Annotated in this window: 12 protein-coding genes and 1 pseudogene; 7 read left to right on the forward strand and 6 right to left on the reverse strand. The window is 60.9% G+C overall.

The annotated features are described in order from the left end of the window. Positions 1-2: 2 nt before the first annotated feature. Positions 3-3,260, forward strand: coding sequence for a MobF family relaxase (gene mobF, locus TQ38_RS26305; RefSeq protein WP_043979858.1), 3,258 nt, complete (start codon positions 3-5; stop codon positions 3,258-3,260). A gap of 77 nt (positions 3,261-3,337) precedes the next feature. Here the strand turns inward: mobF and TQ38_RS26310 are convergent, their stop codons facing one another. Then, positions 3,338-3,970 (reverse strand): SOS response-associated peptidase family protein, encoded by a 633-nt coding sequence (locus TQ38_RS26310; RefSeq protein WP_043979882.1) that lies wholly within the window; start codon positions 3,968-3,970, stop codon positions 3,338-3,340. A gap of 137 nt (positions 3,971-4,107) precedes the next feature. Between TQ38_RS26310 and TQ38_RS26315 the strand changes: the two genes are divergently transcribed. Beyond that, the gene (locus tag TQ38_RS26315) at positions 4,108-4,485 is read left to right on the forward strand and encodes a hypothetical protein (RefSeq protein WP_205316208.1); all 378 of its coding nucleotides are present in this window, start codon (positions 4,108-4,110) and stop codon (positions 4,483-4,485) included. Between the two features lie 163 nt (positions 4,486-4,648). Here TQ38_RS26315 and aac(6') read toward each other — a convergent pair. Both aac(6') and TQ38_RS26325 read right to left on the reverse strand, forming a co-directional pair. Continuing rightward, a pseudogene (gene aac(6') / locus TQ38_RS26320) lies at positions 4,649-5,118 on the reverse strand (aminoglycoside 6'-N-acetyltransferase). A gap of 82 nt (positions 5,119-5,200) precedes the next feature. After that, on the reverse strand, positions 5,201-5,494 hold the full coding sequence (locus TQ38_RS26325) for an HU family DNA-binding protein (protein ID WP_255418019.1): 294 nt from the start codon (positions 5,492-5,494) through the stop codon (positions 5,201-5,203). 222 nt (positions 5,495-5,716) lie between these two features. Between TQ38_RS26325 and TQ38_RS26330 the strand changes: the two genes are divergently transcribed. Together TQ38_RS26330 and TQ38_RS26340 are read left to right on the forward strand one after the other, a co-directional pair. Continuing rightward, the gene (locus tag TQ38_RS26330; RefSeq protein WP_162792411.1) at positions 5,717-5,950 is read left to right on the forward strand and encodes a hypothetical protein; all 234 of its coding nucleotides are present in this window, start codon (positions 5,717-5,719) and stop codon (positions 5,948-5,950) included. Between the two features lie 501 nt (positions 5,951-6,451). Further along, positions 6,452-6,760, forward strand: a complete 309-nt coding sequence (locus TQ38_RS26340) for a hypothetical protein (RefSeq protein WP_043979873.1) — start codon at positions 6,452-6,454, stop codon at positions 6,758-6,760. 399 nt (positions 6,761-7,159) lie between these two features. On the opposite strand, the gene TQ38_RS26345 is transcribed toward TQ38_RS26340, so the two are convergent. From TQ38_RS26345 to TQ38_RS26355, 3 genes are all read right to left on the reverse strand, one after another. Further along, positions 7,160-8,106 (reverse strand): IS630 family transposase gene (locus tag TQ38_RS26345; protein WP_113942086.1). Its coding sequence is split into 2 segments (ribosomal slippage): positions 7,160-7,767 and positions 7,767-8,106, totalling 948 coding nucleotides; the frame shifts between segments, so codons are not numbered across the junction. Between the two features lie 521 nt (positions 8,107-8,627). Next, positions 8,628-10,886, reverse strand: a complete 2,259-nt coding sequence (locus tag TQ38_RS26350; RefSeq protein ID WP_043981239.1) for a glycoside hydrolase family 3 C-terminal domain-containing protein — start codon at positions 10,884-10,886, stop codon at positions 8,628-8,630. Further along, positions 10,870-11,661 carry an HpcH/HpaI aldolase/citrate lyase family protein gene (locus TQ38_RS26355; protein ID WP_162792412.1) on the reverse strand — a complete coding sequence of 264 codons (792 nt, stop codon included), beginning with the start codon at positions 11,659-11,661 and terminating at the stop codon, positions 10,870-10,872. Before TQ38_RS26355 ends, TQ38_RS26350 begins: the two co-directional genes overlap by 17 nt. Positions 11,662-11,943: 282 nt before the next feature. Between TQ38_RS26355 and TQ38_RS26360 the strand changes: the two genes are divergently transcribed. From TQ38_RS26360 to TQ38_RS26370, 3 genes are all read left to right on the forward strand, one after another. Next, a complete protein-coding gene (locus TQ38_RS26360; protein WP_162792413.1) occupies positions 11,944-14,895 on the forward strand; it encodes a TonB-dependent receptor in 2,952 nt (983 codons plus the stop codon). Between the two features lie 143 nt (positions 14,896-15,038). Next, positions 15,039-16,334, forward strand: coding sequence for an MFS transporter (locus TQ38_RS26365; RefSeq protein ID WP_162792414.1), 1,296 nt, complete (start codon positions 15,039-15,041; stop codon positions 16,332-16,334). Then, a complete protein-coding gene (locus TQ38_RS26370; RefSeq protein WP_043981245.1) occupies positions 16,327-17,745 on the forward strand; it encodes an FAD-binding oxidoreductase in 1,419 nt (472 codons plus the stop codon). Before TQ38_RS26365 ends, TQ38_RS26370 begins: the two co-directional genes overlap by 8 nt. Positions 17,746-17,780: the final 35 nt, after the last annotated feature.

Raw genomic sequence — 17,780 nt, forward strand, 5'->3', positions numbered from 1 at the left:
CCATGCACTCGATCGCCTCCGTTCGCTCATCCTCCGGCGCTGCCAACTACTTCACCAAGGACGACTTCGTCAGCGGGGAATATTACACCGATGACGCTGCCACCGAGGTGAGCCAATGGGGGGGCGAAGGCCTGCGGGATTCCCCCCTCGGCGCCGCCGTCACCAAGGAAGCCTTCGAGAAGATCCTGAACGGCGAGACGCCCACTGGCGAGCAGGTCGATAGCCGGGACGGCCGCCGCCCCGGCATCGACCTGACCTTCTCCGCCCCAAAGTCGGTTTCGATCATGGCCTACATCGCCGGCGACAAGCGTATCCTCGGCCCGGACGGCGCCCATACCATGGCAGTCCAGAAGACCATGGCCTGGGTGGAAAAGAACCTCGCCGAGGGGCGCAAGACCGTCGATGGCAAGACCGCTCCGATCGCGACCGGCAACCTCGTCTATGCCCTGTTCCAGCATGACACGAGCCGCGCGCTCGATCCCCAGGCGCACATCCACGCGATCGTCGCCAACATGACCCGTATGCCGGACGGCAAATGGCAGGCCCTCCATGCCGACAAGATCTGGGCTAACAACTCCGTGATCGGCTCGATCTACCATTCCTTTCTCCGCAATGAGATGGACAAGCTCGGTTATAAGACCGAGCTGCAGGGCAAGCACGGCACCTTCGAGATCACCGGGGTTCCCAAGACGGTTATCGACATCTTCAGCCAGCGCCGGGCGAACATCGTCGCCACTGCGGATAAGCTGGGTATCAAGAGCACTCAGGGCCTCCGGGAGGTGACTGCCCGTACCCGCGATCCCAAACTCAATGTCGAAGACCGCGCAGGGCTGCAGAAGGAGTGGCAGGACAAAGCGGCGGCGCTCGGTTTCGATGGTAAGGACGTCCTCGCATCCGCTCTACAGGTCACATCCGCACGGGAAGCGGACGGTCCGCTCGATCGCAGCTATCAGGCAATCGTCGAGGCTGTCTCAGGCGCCCGCGAGTTCCTGTCCGGCCTGATGCGCTCTCCCGATCCGCTGGTCGATCGCGGCATTCTGCGCCTGGTCAAATCACCTGCAGAGGGCCGCGCGCAGCTGGCTGTCGCATCGGCCGTCCGCATCCACGGCCAGCGCGAAGCTGCCTTCGAGATTCACCGGGTTGCCAAGACCGCGCTCGACCTCGGCCTGAAGGGTGTCACCATCGACCATGTCTCTGCCCGGATCGACAAACTGGTCGACCAGGGCAAACTGCTCCCCGGCGAGATCCGCGTGAACGGCCGAATGGCGGATGCCGTCACGACGCCAGACGCCGTCGCAACCGAAGAGAAGATCATTGCCCACTTCGAGAACGGCAAGGGCCAGATCAGCCCCATCGTCCCCGCTGCCGATGCGCCGGCCCGGCTGCAAGCGGCCTCGCCTCATGAACTGAATGCCGGGCAGCTGGCCGCTGCCACCATGATCGTCTCCGGCTCGGACCGGCACGTTCTCATCCAGGGCGTCGCCGGCGCCGGCAAGTCCACCATGCTCCAGGCCGCCGCCACCGTCCTGCGCGATGAAGGCAAGAACGTCCTGGGCCTGGCATTCCAGAACAAGATGGTCGTCGACATGAAAGAGGGCATGGCGCCCAAGAACCTGTCGGTCGAGGACATGAAAGCCGCCGGGATCGAGGCCCAGACGATCGCCTCCTTCATCTGGCAGAACCAGCGGCATCTCGAAAATCCGCATACGCCTGCTGCGCAGGCCAGGCGCGATGAAATGAAGAACACCGTCATCGTCGTCGACGAGACGTCGATGGTCTCCAGCGACGATATGCTCAAGCTGGTCGCGATCGCGGAGGCGCTGGGCGCCGTGAAGACCGGCGATATCGGCGACCGCCAGCAGCTCTCCTCGATCGACCAGGGCAAAGCCTTCGCCATGGCGCAGGCCGCGGGCGCTCCGATGGCCCGCATGGACCAGAATATCCGCATCAACCCCGATAACAAGCAGCTGCTCACCGTGGCGGCGCTCGCCAACGTCGGAAAAGCGGGCCAGGCGCTGCGGGTGCTTGGCGACAACGTGCAGGAGCACGGCGAGCCCGCACTGCAGGCGGCCGAGATGTGGCTCGCGCTGTCCCCGGAGGAACGCGCCACCACCGCCGTCTTCGCATCGGGCCGGGAAAGCCGCGGGGTCATCAACGAGGAAATTCAGGCTGGGCTTCTGCGCGAAGGCTCGATCAAGGGCGACGGCCTCTATGTGACCATTCAGGAGAGCGTCAGCACGGTCCGGGAAGAGTTTCGTTACGCCCACACCTACAAAGTCGGGCAAACCCTCAACGCTACCGGGCATGTCCCGGAGGTCGGAATTCAGCGCGGCAAATACGAGGTGACACGGGTTTTCGGGAACGGGAGGGTCGAGGTTCAGGGAGAATCTGGCCGCAAGCTGCGGTTCGATCCTCAGAAGATCGACCCGGTGAACAAGCAGAACCGCCTTGAGATCAGCACTCTCAAAACCGTCGCCATTCATGAAGGCGATAAAATCCGCTGGACCGCCACCGACAAGGATCGCGACCTCATGAACTCCGCGATCGCGCAGGTCGTGTCGATCGAGGGATCCAGCGTGACCTTCGAAACCGCGTCGAAGAAACAGATCACCCTGGAGCGCGGCGATCCGATGCTCTCCCGCCTCGATCTCGCATACTCGCTCAACATGCACATGGCCCAGGGCATCACCGCCGACAAGGCGATCGGCGTCATGCTCAGCTATGAAAAGAACCTGTCCAACCAGCGCCTGTTCAACGTCCTCGTCACCCGCGTCAAAGACGGCATAACCATGGTCGTCGACGACCAGGCCAAACTGGCGCAGCAGCTTGACCGGAGTCCCGGCGACAAGACTTCGGCGCTGGAAAGCCTCGGCCGGCTCGACATCGACGGACCCGGCGCCAAGACCCAGGCTGCAGATGCGGCACTGTCGGCCGCGATGGAGGCTCAGGAACCGGGCGACCGCGACCCCATCCTAATTGGCGACTTGGACAGCCTCGAGCTTTCCGACCTTCCGCCAATGGGCAAGTCGGACACCGACTATTCCAAGCCTGAGAACGGGGGCGGTCACACGAGGGAGGATCGCATCCAGGACCAGGATAGCGATCACGGTGGCCAGAAGAACGCAATCGATCCCCTCGAGGGGGATGGCCTCGGGATTAGGCCGCCCGATGTCGATGATCTCCACGGCCTGCCGCCCATGCCCGGCGGCCCCAAACAACTGCCCGGTCTGCCACAAAAGAACCTCAGCCTCGACCTGTAGAAGCCATCATGAAACAATTGACTATACACAGCGCCATGCGCCGGCCCTGGCCCCACACAGCTTGGAATTGTCCCGCTCTACCGTTCATTGCGCCTGGTGGGAAACACCGGGCCGCGTACAACCATACGCGAGGCGTCGTATGGTTCTTGCAGCGCGACAACCTCGTCATAGGACCCTCGCAACCAGGTTTCGATGTCGGCCGGCTCGAGGATGGTGATCATGGCCTTGGGATGGATGGGCGCCACAAGTTCGTTAGGGTTGCAGGTCACCATCGTGAATCCATTGCCGGCCTCAGTCCGTTGCCAGAACCCGGCCACGGCGAATGTCGGCTGATCGGTAACGCTAAACCACATCTCGCCCTTGAGCGGCGGCTTGCCGTCGTTCAGATCGTGCTTTTCCGGCGTGAACTCGCAGAACTCGGTGAGAGGAACGAGGCAGCGGTTCTCCGGCTTTTCGGCCAGCTTGCGCCACTGCGGCAGCGACAACTGGCGCACGTTCGTCATCGGCCAGGCCGCCTTGCCGCCCAGCACGTCCCACGTCATCACATCCCAGGCACGTTTGCCGCCCTCTTCCCGGATTACGTAGGCCCGGCCTTTCGGGCGCAATTCGACCGGGTCGAACCGGTTGTCCCGCGGGCGCTCGGTGAACAATTCGGCGACTGAGCCGAACAACGTCTCAGGTTCGCCCCTCATGCGTGCCCGGTTACACATAAGAAATTCCTCGTTCTGCGAAAAGCGCCGGAGGCTTGGCCGGTGATCGTGGTACATTCTCGCCGTGCGGCATCGCACAATCAAGCGGCAACGCCGTCGCTCGGAAACCAGCCCGCGCCGTGGCTGGTTCCGCAAGCATGCCGGTAGCCATCGATAATGCAGGGGAGGATGGTAGAGTGGGATCGCGCGCTGGGGGACATCCCGTGACGCCTGACGGGCGCTATTTCGTGGTGCGGGGGCGGCTATGGCGGATGTCCGACCCAAAGCTGCCCGAAGAGGAGCGGGCGAACCTCGTCAACGAACTGATGACGGCTCGCCGCGCCGTCAGTACAGCCCGGCGTGCCGGCGATGAGCAGGCAGAAGAACAGGCGCACGCCGCTGTAGACGAGGCAAAACGCAGGCTCGGTGAGCGCGGTCCAGTATGGTGGGACGATGGCGCCCCCGACCTTAACCGACATATGGCCAGGACGACGCCTTATGCCGAGTGGTACGCGGCACAGACCAAGCAAAATTGAAGGCACGTGGACGCGGCGAACACATGCCGGAGCGAACGCCATTCCGAGGAAGATGCCGGGGTGCGTTCCTTTGCAGCCCTGTTGATAAACCTGTGTGCGTTCTGGTCATAAGCTGCGGATGATTTCTCGCATGTCCGTGCCACTCCTACCCGCCGCCCGAGCTTCAGCTAAGAATGGGCGCATCATCGAGCACTTTGCGGAAGTAGACCACGCGCTCGGTTTCCTCGAAATCGAGCGCGGCGTGCACATCGTGGGCAGCGCTGTTTTCGAGCAGGGCATCGGAAGCCAATTCACGGCATCCTATGCTGCGGGCCCAGGCCTCAACCGCTTCGATCAGGCCCCGGCCGACGCCGAGCCGGCGGCTGCTCTCGGCGACGTATAGCCCTTCGAGGAAGGCGACTGGACTGGTGTCGCAGCCATTGACGTAATCACTGCGCAGCGCTGCCTCTGCAAAACCAACCGCCTCGCCCGCAGCATTGCGCCCGAGGAAGCCGATCAGTGAGCCTGGCTCGGACAGCGACTCCAAAGATCGTTGCGGTGGTCGGCCGCGTCGGCCACCGGCCAAAGCGCCGCCCGCAGATTGGCCCAGTCGTCGAGGTTGTGTTCCCCAGCTACTTCAATCCGAACCATCATGCCAAAGGCTCTCCATCGTCATCGGGTCGGACGAGGTTTGCGGTGCGGCGCTCCCAGGTCCAGAGCGCCGCAATGCCTCAGATCAGCCGTTCAGCTTGTCCTTCACCGCCTTGGCCGGAGTAAAAGCGAGCTTCTTCGATGCCTTGATGGTCATGGCCTCGCCAGTTGCGGGATTGCGGCCTTCGCGCTCCGGGCTGTCCTTGACCTTGAACTTGCCAAAGCCGCCCAGCGAGATCTCTTCGCCCTTGCTGGCCGCTTCGGCGATGGCGGCGAACACGCCGTCTACAACCTTGCGCGCATCGGCTTTGGTCAGGTTGTGGGCGGACGCAATGGCGTCGGCAAGGTCACTGTTGTTCATTGGTTCGTCCTGTCGAATTTCTAAAATGGTTGTGCGCCCGCGCGTCTGGCCAAGTGGCAACCCGCGCTAGCTCCGGCAGCATGGCCCAAACCCGCCGCGGATCAAGGGTTTGGCCCGCAGTCGGCACAGCTGTGATACCGCTTGTCCACAGGCTGTGGCTATCGAGGCGCCATCAAACGCTTCGCCTGCATGATATGTTCTCCGCATGTTCCATCGCTTATGGATTCGGATGACCTCCCCTTGGCGGATGATATCGACGTGCCCGAAGGCTGTGAGCGGCTAGGCCGGGCGCACCAGCTGCGCGTGGACATCACCATTGCGCTGACCGGCGTGGGACACCTTTACGGCGGCGAACAGCAGAGGGCGCGGCGCGTAGTCCGGTTCTGCCGCCGCATCGGCCTCGATGCCCGGATCGCCATCGCCGGCACGCTGGTACGGCGCATGCGCTTGCGCGTGAGGGGTCACGGCGTGTGACCATGTCCCGCTCCACAGGGAACTCGCCGCGATCGGAAACCTGCCGGTTGCGGCTCTCAGCTTCGAACACCGGCGGCGCGAGACCGCAAAGCGCCTTGGGATCGAAAAGATCAGCGATCCCGTGGCGATGCCGCGAGCGGCTGAGCCGCAGGTTCGGCGCCAGCCTTCTGACACGTCTCGACCAGGCGATCGGGCGGGTCTGTGGCCTCGGCAAGGCTCCGCTGCAGCTGTTCGCAGCGGCGGATGCGCGCGAGGGCCACTTCATTCCTGCAAGCGAAGAGCGGCTGTAGCGCTAGATCCACTGAGTGAAGGGCGCGAGGTAATGGAAGACTACCGCACGATCCAGCTATCGCTTCGCGCGCATCCCTGCACTTCCTCCGCAAGGACTTAAAGCGCCGCGGCATCAAGACCGCGGCGCAGCTCTATGAGATCAAGGATCGCCGGCCTGTTGAGGTCGCGGGGATCATTCTGGTACGCCAGAAGCCAAGATCGGCCAAAGGGTTGCTGTTCATCTCCATCGACGATGAAACCGGGATTGCGACTGGCATTTGGTGGCCGGTCCGTTTTGAAGCGCAGCGGCGCACGGTGCTGTCGGCGGCCCTGGTCGGGCTCAAGGACTGGCTGCAGCGCGAAGGCATTGTCACCCACATCATCATAGATAAGGTGATCGACTACACTCCCTGCTCCGCGGGATTGCCGACAGGGAGTTTCCGTTTCGGGCGGGGCCGTGGCGACGGTCCCACTCACGAGCCGCGCGAGCGGGCGCACGAGCAGGAGCAGGAGCGCGGCGAAATCCGGTCGTCCGAATGAGGATGAAGTCTCGCGATTTCCATTTAAAGCCAATCTGTCGTAAAGCACCGGCAGTGGCACTTTACCCGCGGGTAAAGTGCCACTGCCGGTTTTTCTTGCATCGCCGCTATTTGGGGATTCACACAAGACACGTGGCGTGCTTGATTCATGGTATGTTCCAGCCCGATCTGTTCTCCGCCGGCCTCGTACCTACCCCGGCCCGTCGCGCCCCACTTACCGTGCCAGGCGTTCTCAAGCGTCTGACGGCTGTATGCGAACGTCCGCGCTACAGCTACATGGTCCTAAATCTGATTGCGCAAGCCGCTTCGGAGAGCGGATCCGCAGGACCGTACGTCAGCGACGGTGATAAATTTGTTCCAATCAGGGAATGGCTTTGCGACGCTCTAGAGCGTTTTCCGATCACGCTGGATCGTAGCCGCAGGAGCTAAAGTAATTGGCGCACTCGTCGGGCTGGAAGATATCGACGAGTTTGCCGATGAGATCCCACAGGCCTGAGACGGTGCGTTCGGATGCTTTGCGCAGCATGGCCTTGAGGCGTGAGAAGGCCTTTTCGATCGGGTTGAAGTCGGGGCTGTAGGGCGGGAGGAAGCGCAACGCTGCCCCGGCGGCCTCAATTCTGTCGCGGACGGCCACGCGCTTGTGGCTCGAGAGATTGTCCATGATGACCACGTCGCCTGGCTTGAGCTCTGGCACGAGTACCTGGGCGACGTAGGCTTCGAACCAGTCGCCGTTGATCGGCCCGTCCAGCACCATCGGGGCGATCATCCCGGTCATGCGCAGCCCCGCGACGAACGTGGTCGTCTTGCGATGACCATGCGGGAAGCCCATCCGCAGGCGCTCTCCCCTGAGGCAGCGGCCATGGCTGCGGGCCATGTTGGTCGCGGTCCACGTCTCGTCGATGAAGATCAGGCGCTCGGGCTCCAGATCCAGTTGGTAGTCGAACCACGCCCGTCGTTGCTTCAGGACGTCCGGACGATCTTGCTCGATCGCATGACCCGACTTTTTTTGCGCGTGATCCTGTGCCGGTCGAAGAAGCGCCACAGCGTACCGATCCCAACGTGGACACCGCGCGCGGCAAGACCCGAGCGGATCTCTTCGAGGGTAATGTCCCCGTTCTCCTCGAGCATGGTCATGATGAGATCGGCATGTGCGTCGGTCTTCGATGATCGCTGATCGCCACCAGGCTTGCCGGCAACGGCTCGTCCATGCGCCAGCGCGATTTGCCGCCAGCGGATCGCCGTCGCTACGCCAACCCCGAAACGCGCCGCCGCTGCCCGGCAGCTCAGGCCTCCTTCGACTGCGGCAACAACACGATCACGCAAATCCTGCGACAATGCTCTGGCCATCCATGCCGGCCTCCATACCCAGCAAGGATTCTGAATCAGAATTTTCACGCGGAGGGAATCTTTCGCGATTCAGGCGCTGTGGAAAACGCTCTAATGCCAATTGCGCACCACGATTCAAAACGACGCGTCGTTACTGAAAGGGTCCAATCCGATCTGCTCGCTCGGGGTTTAATGCCCTCAGACGAGGTTCAGGCCGCAAACCTCATCATTGAAACCGTTGATCAGCGTTTGCGTCGCTCTGCTTTGACGAACGTCAGTCGGGCCGTATCGGAACTCGTTCGCGCCGGACTGGTTCGACGGTATTACAAAGGATACCGCGTCGATCACCCAAATCGCGGCGCCGGGCGCTTGGCCGTGTACACCCTTACAGAAGACGCTTTAGGGACGTTACGATAAGCTTCTTTGAAGTCGCCATGTTATTTATCTCTAACTCCCGGCCAGTCTGAACTGGCAGATTCAGCGTGCAGCATATGGCGGGCAGGGGGTCTGGCGCCCCTTTCCCGCCATATGATCTCGACTGTTTATGGGGCGAGCGATTGTCGGGAGATTCGGGCTTGCCCAGTCAGGGAGTAGTCCTGCGCCGAACTGCCCACCGCTACCCTGTAGCGACCGCCCGCCACCTTCCACGAATTGGTCGCAACGTCGAAATCGGCCAAGAGGCGGCGGTCCACATTGAAAGTGACCTCGCGAGTTTCCCCAGCTTCCAGGGCGACCTTTTCGAAACCCAAAAGACGATTGGTCTCGATGCCCGCCCTATCCACCAGGTAAAGTTGAGGCACATCCTTACCGGCCCGGGTGCCGCTATTGTGCACCGTGAAACTAGCGGTGATGGTACGCCCACCATGCAATGCAAGGTCGCCATACACAAATTTCGTGTATGAAAGGCCATAACCGAACGGAAACAGCGGCTTTAGGCCAAGAGCGCTGAAACGGCGGTATCCAACATCAGCACCTTCGACATAGGGAACATCGAACTGCACCTTCTTTGGAAGATCTCGTCCGGGAGTGTCCAGTCTCGGGTACTGATCCAGGCTGACCGGGAAAGTAACTGGTAAGCGACCTGACGGGTTTACCTTACCGAACAAAACGTCGGCGATAGCCTCGCCCCCCTTAGCGCCGGCATACCAGGCGGACAACACAGCGGGCACCGACCCCAGCCAAGGCATGGCGACCGGACCACCGGTCTCAAGCACGACGATGCTATTGGGATTAGCGCTAGCAGCTGCAGCGATGACGGCGTCCTGTCCGGATGGGAGGCTGATGTCGGGCGCATCTTCGCCCTCAGTCATCCATTGAGTGGCAAACACGATGACCACGTCCGCCTGGCCAGCCAGCCGCGCGGCCTCGCCTGGGTACCGGCCGTCATAAAAAATGACTTCAGCTGCAGGTGCCCGCTCGCGGATGGCTGCGAGCGGGGCCGACTGGTGGAATAGCATGCCGCGCCATGCACTGTTCTGCCCTTCTCCGCCGATTTGAACGTACGAACGCTTACCGCCAGGTGCGATGACCTGCGATGAGCCGCCACCCGAAAGTACGCCCGCCTCTGCATGGCCCCCGATGACCAGGATTCGCTTCGTTGATACGGAAAGCGGCAGGGCTCCGCCCTCGTTCTTCAGCAAGACGATACCATCCTGTGCGACCTCGCGAGCGACTAGAGCATTAGCGTCATAATCGGTTTCCCGCTTTACCGGAGGATTGTCGAACAGCCCGGCTGTGAACATGCCGCGTAGAATGCGGCGTGTCATGTCGTCGATACGAGCCAAAGGAACTTTTCCATCCGCCACGGCCTTGCGCATCGGCTCTCCGAACCAGACCTGCTCGTCTTCCTGCTCCGCCTGCTGTTGGTCGAGCCCATTGAGCGCGTCCTGCCACCCATGAGTCGTCGCCCAGTCCGACATAACCCAACCCGGGTACTTCCAGTCCTGCTTCAACACTTTGTTGAGAAGATGGCTATTGCTGCATGCGTAATGACCGTTGACCAAGTTATAGCCGCACATCACCGAGACCGGCTTGCCCTGTTCGATGGCGATCTCAAAGGCGAGCAGGTCGGACTCGCGATGAGCCCCCTCCTCAATCACCGAGTTGGCCCAGAACCGGTTGGTCTCTTGCCCGTTGAGCGAGAAGTGTTTGACCGTCGACACGATGTTCCGGCTCTGCACGCCGCGGATCTGCGCACCGCCCATCACGCCGGCGAGCAGCGGATCCTCGCCCATGTATTCGAAGTTGCGTCCATTGCGCGGATCACGGGCGAGGTTGATTCCCCCCGCCAACAGAACGTTATAGCCCTTGTCACGCGCTTCTCCGGCGATCATGGCGCCTCCCTTTTCCGCAAGGGTAGGGTCAAAGGTTGCCGCGAGCGCCATGCCGGACGGAAGCGCAGTCGCGCCGATTTCAAGGCGCTGGCCCATGCGGAAGCCGAATGGATTGGTCACCCCGAGGCTGGCATCGGTCTCCTGCAGCGGCGGGATACCCAGACGGGCGTTACCTGGAAGGTAGCCAGCTGACCCAATGGCGCCTTCGGGCACCGGAGTCCCTTTGTAGGGCCACGCAAAAGGTGCGTGCAGCATGGCAATCTTCTCATCGAGCGTCATCTCTCGAAGAAGAAGTTCGGTACGTGCAGCCGGAGTGAGGCCTGCGGCCATCCAGGGACGTGTAGCCGCCAGCGTCGATTGCGAACTCTCCGGACCATCTGCTGCCGCGGATGTGGCCGTCGCTGCGACAGTTGCCAGCAACGCTGTTGCTGCCAGCAGTCCCTTGGCGGCATCACGCACGAGTAGCATCCTTAAGCACGACTTCTCGGCGGGCGATCTTCGCGGCCTGGGAGAAACCATTTAGAACAACATCAACATCGTTAGCTGCTACCGACATTGCATAGCCTTGTTCCATGCGCGCGGCCGCCGCTTCGGCGGTTGCGGTGAAGATACCGCAAGGAATTCCAGCTTCTTTGCACGCATCAAATACACTTTGACAGGCTGCCTCATGCCGCTCGTCGATCTTAGGAAAACAACCGAGCGAAAGCGCCAGATCGCCGGTCCCGATGAACACGAAATCAACACCGGAGACCGCAGCGATCTCAGCCGCATTTTGTACGCCAATAGCCGTCTCGATCATCATCCCGATCAGCGGATTGACGCTGCGCTTGTGATAGCGCGAGAATCCTTCTGATAGGGGGCGAACGCCGCCGCCCGAACGAACTCCTTCCTCCGGGAAAGTCGCCGAGGCGACCGCCGCTCGGGCCTGCTCTGCAGTTTCGACCAGCGGAACCAGGACGCCTTCAGCGCCGCTGTCGAGAGCTTCCCCGATCGCTGGCATCGTATTCGCAGCCACTCGCATGATCGCTGGCTTGCTGCCCAATACACTCACCGCAAGATGTGCGGTCATCCGGTCCCACAGCCCGTGCTGCAGATCGATTATAGCTGTGTCAAAGTCATCCAATGCGCCGATCTCGATTAATGGGACTGAACCCATCGCGAACCATGACGAGATCATTCCGCCCTCTTTCAGGGCTGCCCGCATATCGCTCGCGCTGGTGAGGCTTGGTTTAACGCTGGTCATATACATCCTTGGTCGTGTTCCGGTCTGGCGAGATTTTTGTCTGAGCTCGGCCTGGCGTTCTTGCGGCCAGATGCTCAGGAACCTCTTGATTTGAGAGCGCCGCAGGCTGGGATCCCGAACGAGAGTGATTCTCGCACCGCTGGCCAATGATCCGGCCAGCAAAGCTAGGTGGTTGTAGCAACCTCAGCTTGCCGCCCGCCCTTTCGTGGACCGTGATCCACGTGACTAAGCCAATTGCCCCATACATTGACGTATACTTTTCCCAGTCAGCCGCATGGCTCATTGGAAATCAGAATACCCTTTAACCCCCATCTGTCCATGAAAAATTGTCAGAGCCGTGCGATTTTAGCCCAGTTTGCCGAATTTCGACTCTTGACAGCAGGGCAAATTCGCATTCTTTTCCGTGTATCAGTATTCCAAAAACAAATCGGGGAAGAAGCAATGCATTTGGGGATCGTTCGCCGTCGTTGGATCGGCACTAGCGCGCTCGCTTTGGCCCTTAGTGGCTATTCGCCCGCCCAAGCCCAAGGAGCTCCGGCCGGGGCAGACAGCGCAGAGCCGGTTAATGACATCGTCGTTACAGGCTCACGCATCGCGCGCGACGGTGCGAGCGCACCCACCCCGGTAACGGTCATCGGTGCGGACTATATGGCCCAGCGTGCTCAGACCAACGTTGCCGATACGCTCAACGAGCTCCCCTCGTTTCGTCCGGCGCAAACTCCGGCAGGCTCTTCCAACCGCTCTCAGGTTGCCGGCTCTAACTTCGTAGACCTTCGAGGCTTGGGCAGCGCGCGTACCCTTACGCTGATCGACGGCAAGCGCTTCGTGCCATCAGCCGGCACGGGTCAGATCGATCTCAACAATATCCCCTCGATCCTGATCGATCGTACCGAAGTCGTTACGGGCGGCGCTTCGGCGAGCTACGGCTCGGACGCGGTCGCTGGCGTAGTGAACCTTGTGCTGAAGAAGGACTTCACCGGCATCCAGGGGGAGATGCAGTACGGACAATCGCAAAAGGACGACGCGAACGAATACCGCGCGGCATTGCTGGTTGGCGGTTCGCTTCTCGATGATCGACTGCATCTGATGGCGGCGGGCGAGTTTTATTCCAATGACGGCGTCGGCGATCAGTACACCCGCGACTGGGGCCGCAAGCGCCCTGGTCTGGTCGTGAACCCGGTGGCAGGCGCAACTCCTACCCGTGTGATCACCAACAACGTGCACGATTCTCGTATGACCGATGGAGGTCTGATCACGTCCGGGCTCACCTGGGGATCATTGACCGGCACTGTCGATCCGCGTCTGATCCAGTTCTCAGCGGACGGCACGCCAGCTCCGTTCACCGTTGGCCAGTCGGCCGGAAGCCAGTTGATGATCGGCGGCGATGGTGACAGCTATTTCTATCGCGGCTTTGCTCTCCTGCCGCGCATGGAGCGCAAGATCGGCTATGGCCGAATCGCTTACGATGTTTCGGATTCCCTACGCATCTTCGGCGACTTCTCCTATTCCGACAGCCAGGTAAACGGCCAAAGCGCCAATGCTTACAACTATGGCAACCTCACATTAAGCGCGGATAATGCCTACCTTCCTGCGTCGGTGCGCAGCGCCATGGTGGCCAACGGTCTGAGCACCGTCAGCTTCGGCCGTTGGAGCGGCGACATCGGCCAGGTCAAGTCCGACATCAGCACCAAGACCTTGCGCACCGTTGTGGGCATCGAAGGTTCGCTCGGCGCCGACTGGACTTTCGACGGGTATTACGAATACGGGCGTACGCGCTACACCGCCCTGCTGACCAGTTCGCGCCAGCCCGCACTATTCCGTCAAGCCCTTGATGCAGTTGTCAACCCGGCCACCGGCAACATCGTTTGCCGAATCGCGCTCACAAACCCAAGCACGGCATGCCAACCGTTTAACCCTTTCGGCGTCGGCAACTTCGACGCGGATTCGGTGGACTACTTCACCGGGACCCAGGTCCTCAAGCAGACCACCGAGGAAAACGTAGTCTCGGCCAATATCCAAGGATCGGTACTTCAACTTCCCGCAGGCCCACTCAAGGTCGCTTTCGGCGCCGAATACCGCACTGAGAAGGCGAATTCCATGTCGGATGCCGCTTCCCAGGCATCGCTATGGGAGTATGGCAACCCCAAGCCGCTGAATGGTTCCTACAACGTGAAGGAAGCCTACGGCGAGATCAACGTACCGGTATTGCGTGACGCCCCGTTTGCGCGCAGCCTCGATCTTTCAGGCGCCTTCCGCTATACCGATTATAGCACTTCGGGCGGCGTTCAGACCTGGAAGGTTGGCGCCGAATGGCAGGTTGCTGACTTCCTCCGCTTCCGCGCCACGCGTTCGCGCGACATTCGCGCGCCAAACATCGCGGAACTCTTCACTCCGTCCGTGCTTGGCCCCAACACGCTGCGCGACCCGCAGACCGGCGCCAGCTATTTCGTGAACGGCATCACATCGGGAAATGCGAACCTTAAGCCTGAAAAGGCCGACACCCTGACTGCCGGTGTCATCCTGACCCCGGACAGCCATATCCGGCTTGCGGTCGATTATTTCGACATCAAGATTAACGATGCAATCTCGACACTGGCTTTGCAGTCGATCATTGATCGTTGCTACAATGGTGAGACCGCTCTGTGCGCCCAGGTCGTACGCAACTCGAGCAACGTCATAACCGATGTGACCAACCGCTACATTAATATTGCTTCGCTCAAGAACCGCGGCATTGACATAGAATTCTCGTATCGCCTTCCTCTCGATGAAATCTCCTCGCTGCCAGGCACTCTGAGCTTCCGCAATTTTGCTACGCATACGATCAAGTACACCACAAGCGATGGTCTGGTCACAACCCGACTCGATGGCCAAGCGGTCAACACGGTCGCGAGTGTTCCCAGCTGGGTCGTAAACACCAATCTCAGCTACGAGGTCGGGCGTTTCCAGATGCTGGCGCAGGGTCGTTTCATCAGCGCGGGCAAGTACGACAATGCCTACGTCGAAGGCGTGAATATCAATGACAATTCGATACCCAGCCGCTTTTACGTAAATCTTTCGGCTCAATACAAGTTGCTAGACAGCGACCTTGGCAACGTCGAAATTTTCGCAGTGATCAACAACCTTATGGACAAGGATCCGCCGCTCGTGCCGGTATACGGGGTGGGCGCGACCAACTTTGCCTATTACGATGTCATCGGCCGTTCAGGGAAGGTCGGCGTGCGGTTCAAATTCTGAAAACATAGATGATGAGCGTTCGCCAGCCCTGAATCAGCGGCCGCTCATCATCGCGAAGGTCCGGTCATCCTCCTCCGGCCGGACCTTCGCACCTTGCCCAGGAAGGCGCTCTCGTGGCGACAGTCCAAGATATGGAACGATCCTTGCCTTTAGATACGTCAGCTCGCATTGCGGACACTGATGATGCGCTTTACTCCAAGGTTGCGCGTCGTCTCCTGCCGTTCCTCTTCGTTTGCTACCTGATCGCACAGGTGGACCGTATGAACGTGGGCTTCGCCAAGCTGACCATGCTGAAGGACCTCGGCTTCAGCGAACTGGTCTACGGGATTGGCGCCGGCACCTTCTTCATCGGCTACGTCCTGTTCGAGGTGCCCAGCAATATTGCGCTGCGCAAGTTTGGCGCGCCGATGTGGCTTGGTCGGATTATGATTACCTGGGGTGTGCTTTCGATAGCCATGCTGTTCGTGCGTACGCCGACGACCTTTTACACTCTACGCTTTCTGATCGGGGTGGCCGAGGCGGGGTTCTTCCCAGGGGTGATCTTCTATCTCACATTGTGGTTTCCGGCTGCGCGCCGCACCCGCATGACTGCAATCTTCATGACCGCAATCGCGGTTGCAGGTGTCGTGGTCGGCCCGGTGTCGGGTCTCATCCTCGAAACCATGCACGATTTCGGTGGCTTGCCAGGTTGGCAGTGGCTGTTCATCCTCGAAGGCGCGCCGGCTGTGCTGCTCGGCATCGTCACGATCTTCCGCCTGGACACCGGTCCGCAGACGGCGAAGTGGTTGGCGCCGGCCGAGCGTGAGCGTATTGCGACGCTGGTGGCAAAGGACGGGCCGGCAGCAACGCACGCGCCTCTCTCATCGGTGCTGACAAACGGACGGGTGCTGGCGCTCAGCCTCGTCTATGGCTGCTATGGCACGTCTTTCTTCGGTTTCGTTTTCTGGCTTCCTACCATCATCCAGAGTGCGGGGATTGCCAGCCCGCTGATGATCGGCATCCTAAGCACCATACCCTGGCTGGTCGGTGCCGCCACGATGCTTACGCTGGCGTCCCGCGTTTCTGCATTGCGGAATGTCGGGCCGCTCCTCATTGTTCTAGCTCTTGTTTCGGCAGTAGGGTGGGCGGCCAGCCCGCTGACTCTGTTCAGCCTTCCGGTGGCAATGCTTTTCTGTTCCCTAGCCATGGCAGGTACGATGGGTTCACTCCCGGTTTTCTGGAATCTGCCGACCGCAATGTTCACAGGCACTGCCGCCGCTGCGGCGATTGCGCTAATTTCCGCTCTAGGCAACATTCCCGGCTTCATTTCTCCCTACCTGGTCGGGTGGATCAAGACCGTGACCGGCTCTTTCGACATCCCTATGTACGTTTTTGCGGGCACTATGCTGCTCGCGGCCGTCGTCCTCTCTTTCCTGACACGAGCTTCCGACCATGACTGAAACGCCTATTACCCTTTCCGCCGCCACCGTCGTCGATCAGCTCGTCGCGGCGCTTGGTCCAGACATCGTCACGCTCGCTGCCGAGGCTCAGGCCGATGGCCGGCGCTTCGCCGACTGGAGCGGAGTGCCCTCGGGTGATGTGCTCGCCCTCGTTCGACCCCGTTCTACCGAGGATTTGTCGCGGGCTCTGGCAATCTGCCACTCTGCCGGGCAACCCGTAACGGTGCAAGGCGGCCTCACCGGCTTGGCCGGCGGTGCGAGCGCACTGGACGGCGAGATTGCCGTGAGCCTAGAGCGGATGAAGGCGATCGAAGAGGTCGATCCTATCTCTGCAACAATGACGGTCCAGGCGGGCTGCATCCTCCAGACCGTGCAGGAGGCGGCTCTGCAGGCTGGATACTTCTTCCCGCTTGACCTGGGGGCCCGCGGCAGTTGCACGATCGGCGGCGTACTCGCGACAAACGCAGGCGGCAACCGCGTGATCAAGTATGGCATGACGCGAGATCTTGTGCTCGGCGTCGAGGCAGTCCTGGCGGACGGGAGCGTGATCAGCGGCTTGCACAAGATGCTCAAGAACAACAGCGGCTACGATCTCAAAAATTTGCTGATCGGCAGCGAGGGGACGCTTGGCGTCATCACCCGCGTGGTACTGCGCTTGCGCCCCCGTCCCCTTGGCGTCTCGACCGCATGGTGCGGCCTTTCCAACTTTGAGTCTGTCACCTCGCTCCTGCGGCGTGCCCAGTCCGAACTGGCCGGCGGGGTGTCGGCGTTTGAGGTTATGTGGCCAAGCTATCTTGGCTTTGTGCTCGGTAACTTTCCCGAACTGCGTCGGCCGCTGGCTGGCGAGCATGCCTTCCATGTTCTCCTCGAGACCGATGGCGCCGATCCGGAAGCGCAAGGTGAGCAGTTTGAAGGCTTTCTTGGCAGAATGTTCGAGGACGAAATCCTCGACGACGCGGCCGTGGCGATGTCCGACCAAGCAGCGCTGGACTTCTGGGCAGTGCGCGATGCACCGGGCGAATTCCCGCGTCTGATCCCCAAAATGATTGCCTTTGATATCAGCTTCGCGGTGCGCGATCTCGCCGATGCTGCCGAACGTATTACGCAGGGACTAGACGAACGCTATCCAGGCTCACTGGCACTGGTCTACGGTCACTTGGGCGACGGTAACCTGCATCTCATCATTGATGTGCCTGGCGCGACCAAGGAGGTTGTTGAAGCGGTCGAAGCCTTTGTCTACGGCGTCGTGTCCGAATTGAACGGCTCGGTATCCGCCGAGCATGGCATCGGCCTCAAGAAGCGCAATGTCCTTTCGCGCACGCGCACCCCTGCCGAATTGGCGGCGATGGTCGCGATCAAGCGCGGGCTCGACCCCAAATCGATCCTTGGAAGAGGTCGTATTCTCGGATGAGTTCGGCCTCACCCCCTTTCCGCGAGCGCCTCGAC

It is taken from the genome of Novosphingobium sp. P6W, assembly GCF_000876675.2.
Classification (GTDB): domain Bacteria; phylum Pseudomonadota; class Alphaproteobacteria; order Sphingomonadales; family Sphingomonadaceae; genus Novosphingobium.

Excerpts from the sequence above, each read along its gene's own strand:
- TQ38_RS26310 (WP_043979882.1), bottom strand. The coding sequence starts at position 3,970 with ATGTGTAACCGGGCACGCATGAGGGGCGAACCTGAGACGTTGTTCGGC.
- mobF (WP_043979858.1), top strand. The coding sequence starts at position 3 with ATGCACTCGATCGCCTCCGTTCGCTCATCCTCCGGCGCTGCCAACTAC.
- TQ38_RS26370 (WP_043981245.1), top strand. The coding sequence starts at position 16,327 with ATGACTGAAACGCCTATTACCCTTTCCGCCGCCACCGTCGTCGATCAG.
- TQ38_RS26355 (WP_162792412.1), bottom strand. The coding sequence starts at position 11,661 with ATGACCAGCGTTAAACCAAGCCTCACCAGCGCGAGCGATATGCGGGCA.
- TQ38_RS26315 (WP_205316208.1), top strand. The coding sequence starts at position 4,108 with ATGCCGGTAGCCATCGATAATGCAGGGGAGGATGGTAGAGTGGGATCG.
- TQ38_RS26350 (WP_043981239.1), bottom strand. The coding sequence starts at position 10,886 with ATGCTACTCGTGCGTGATGCCGCCAAGGGACTGCTGGCAGCAACAGCG.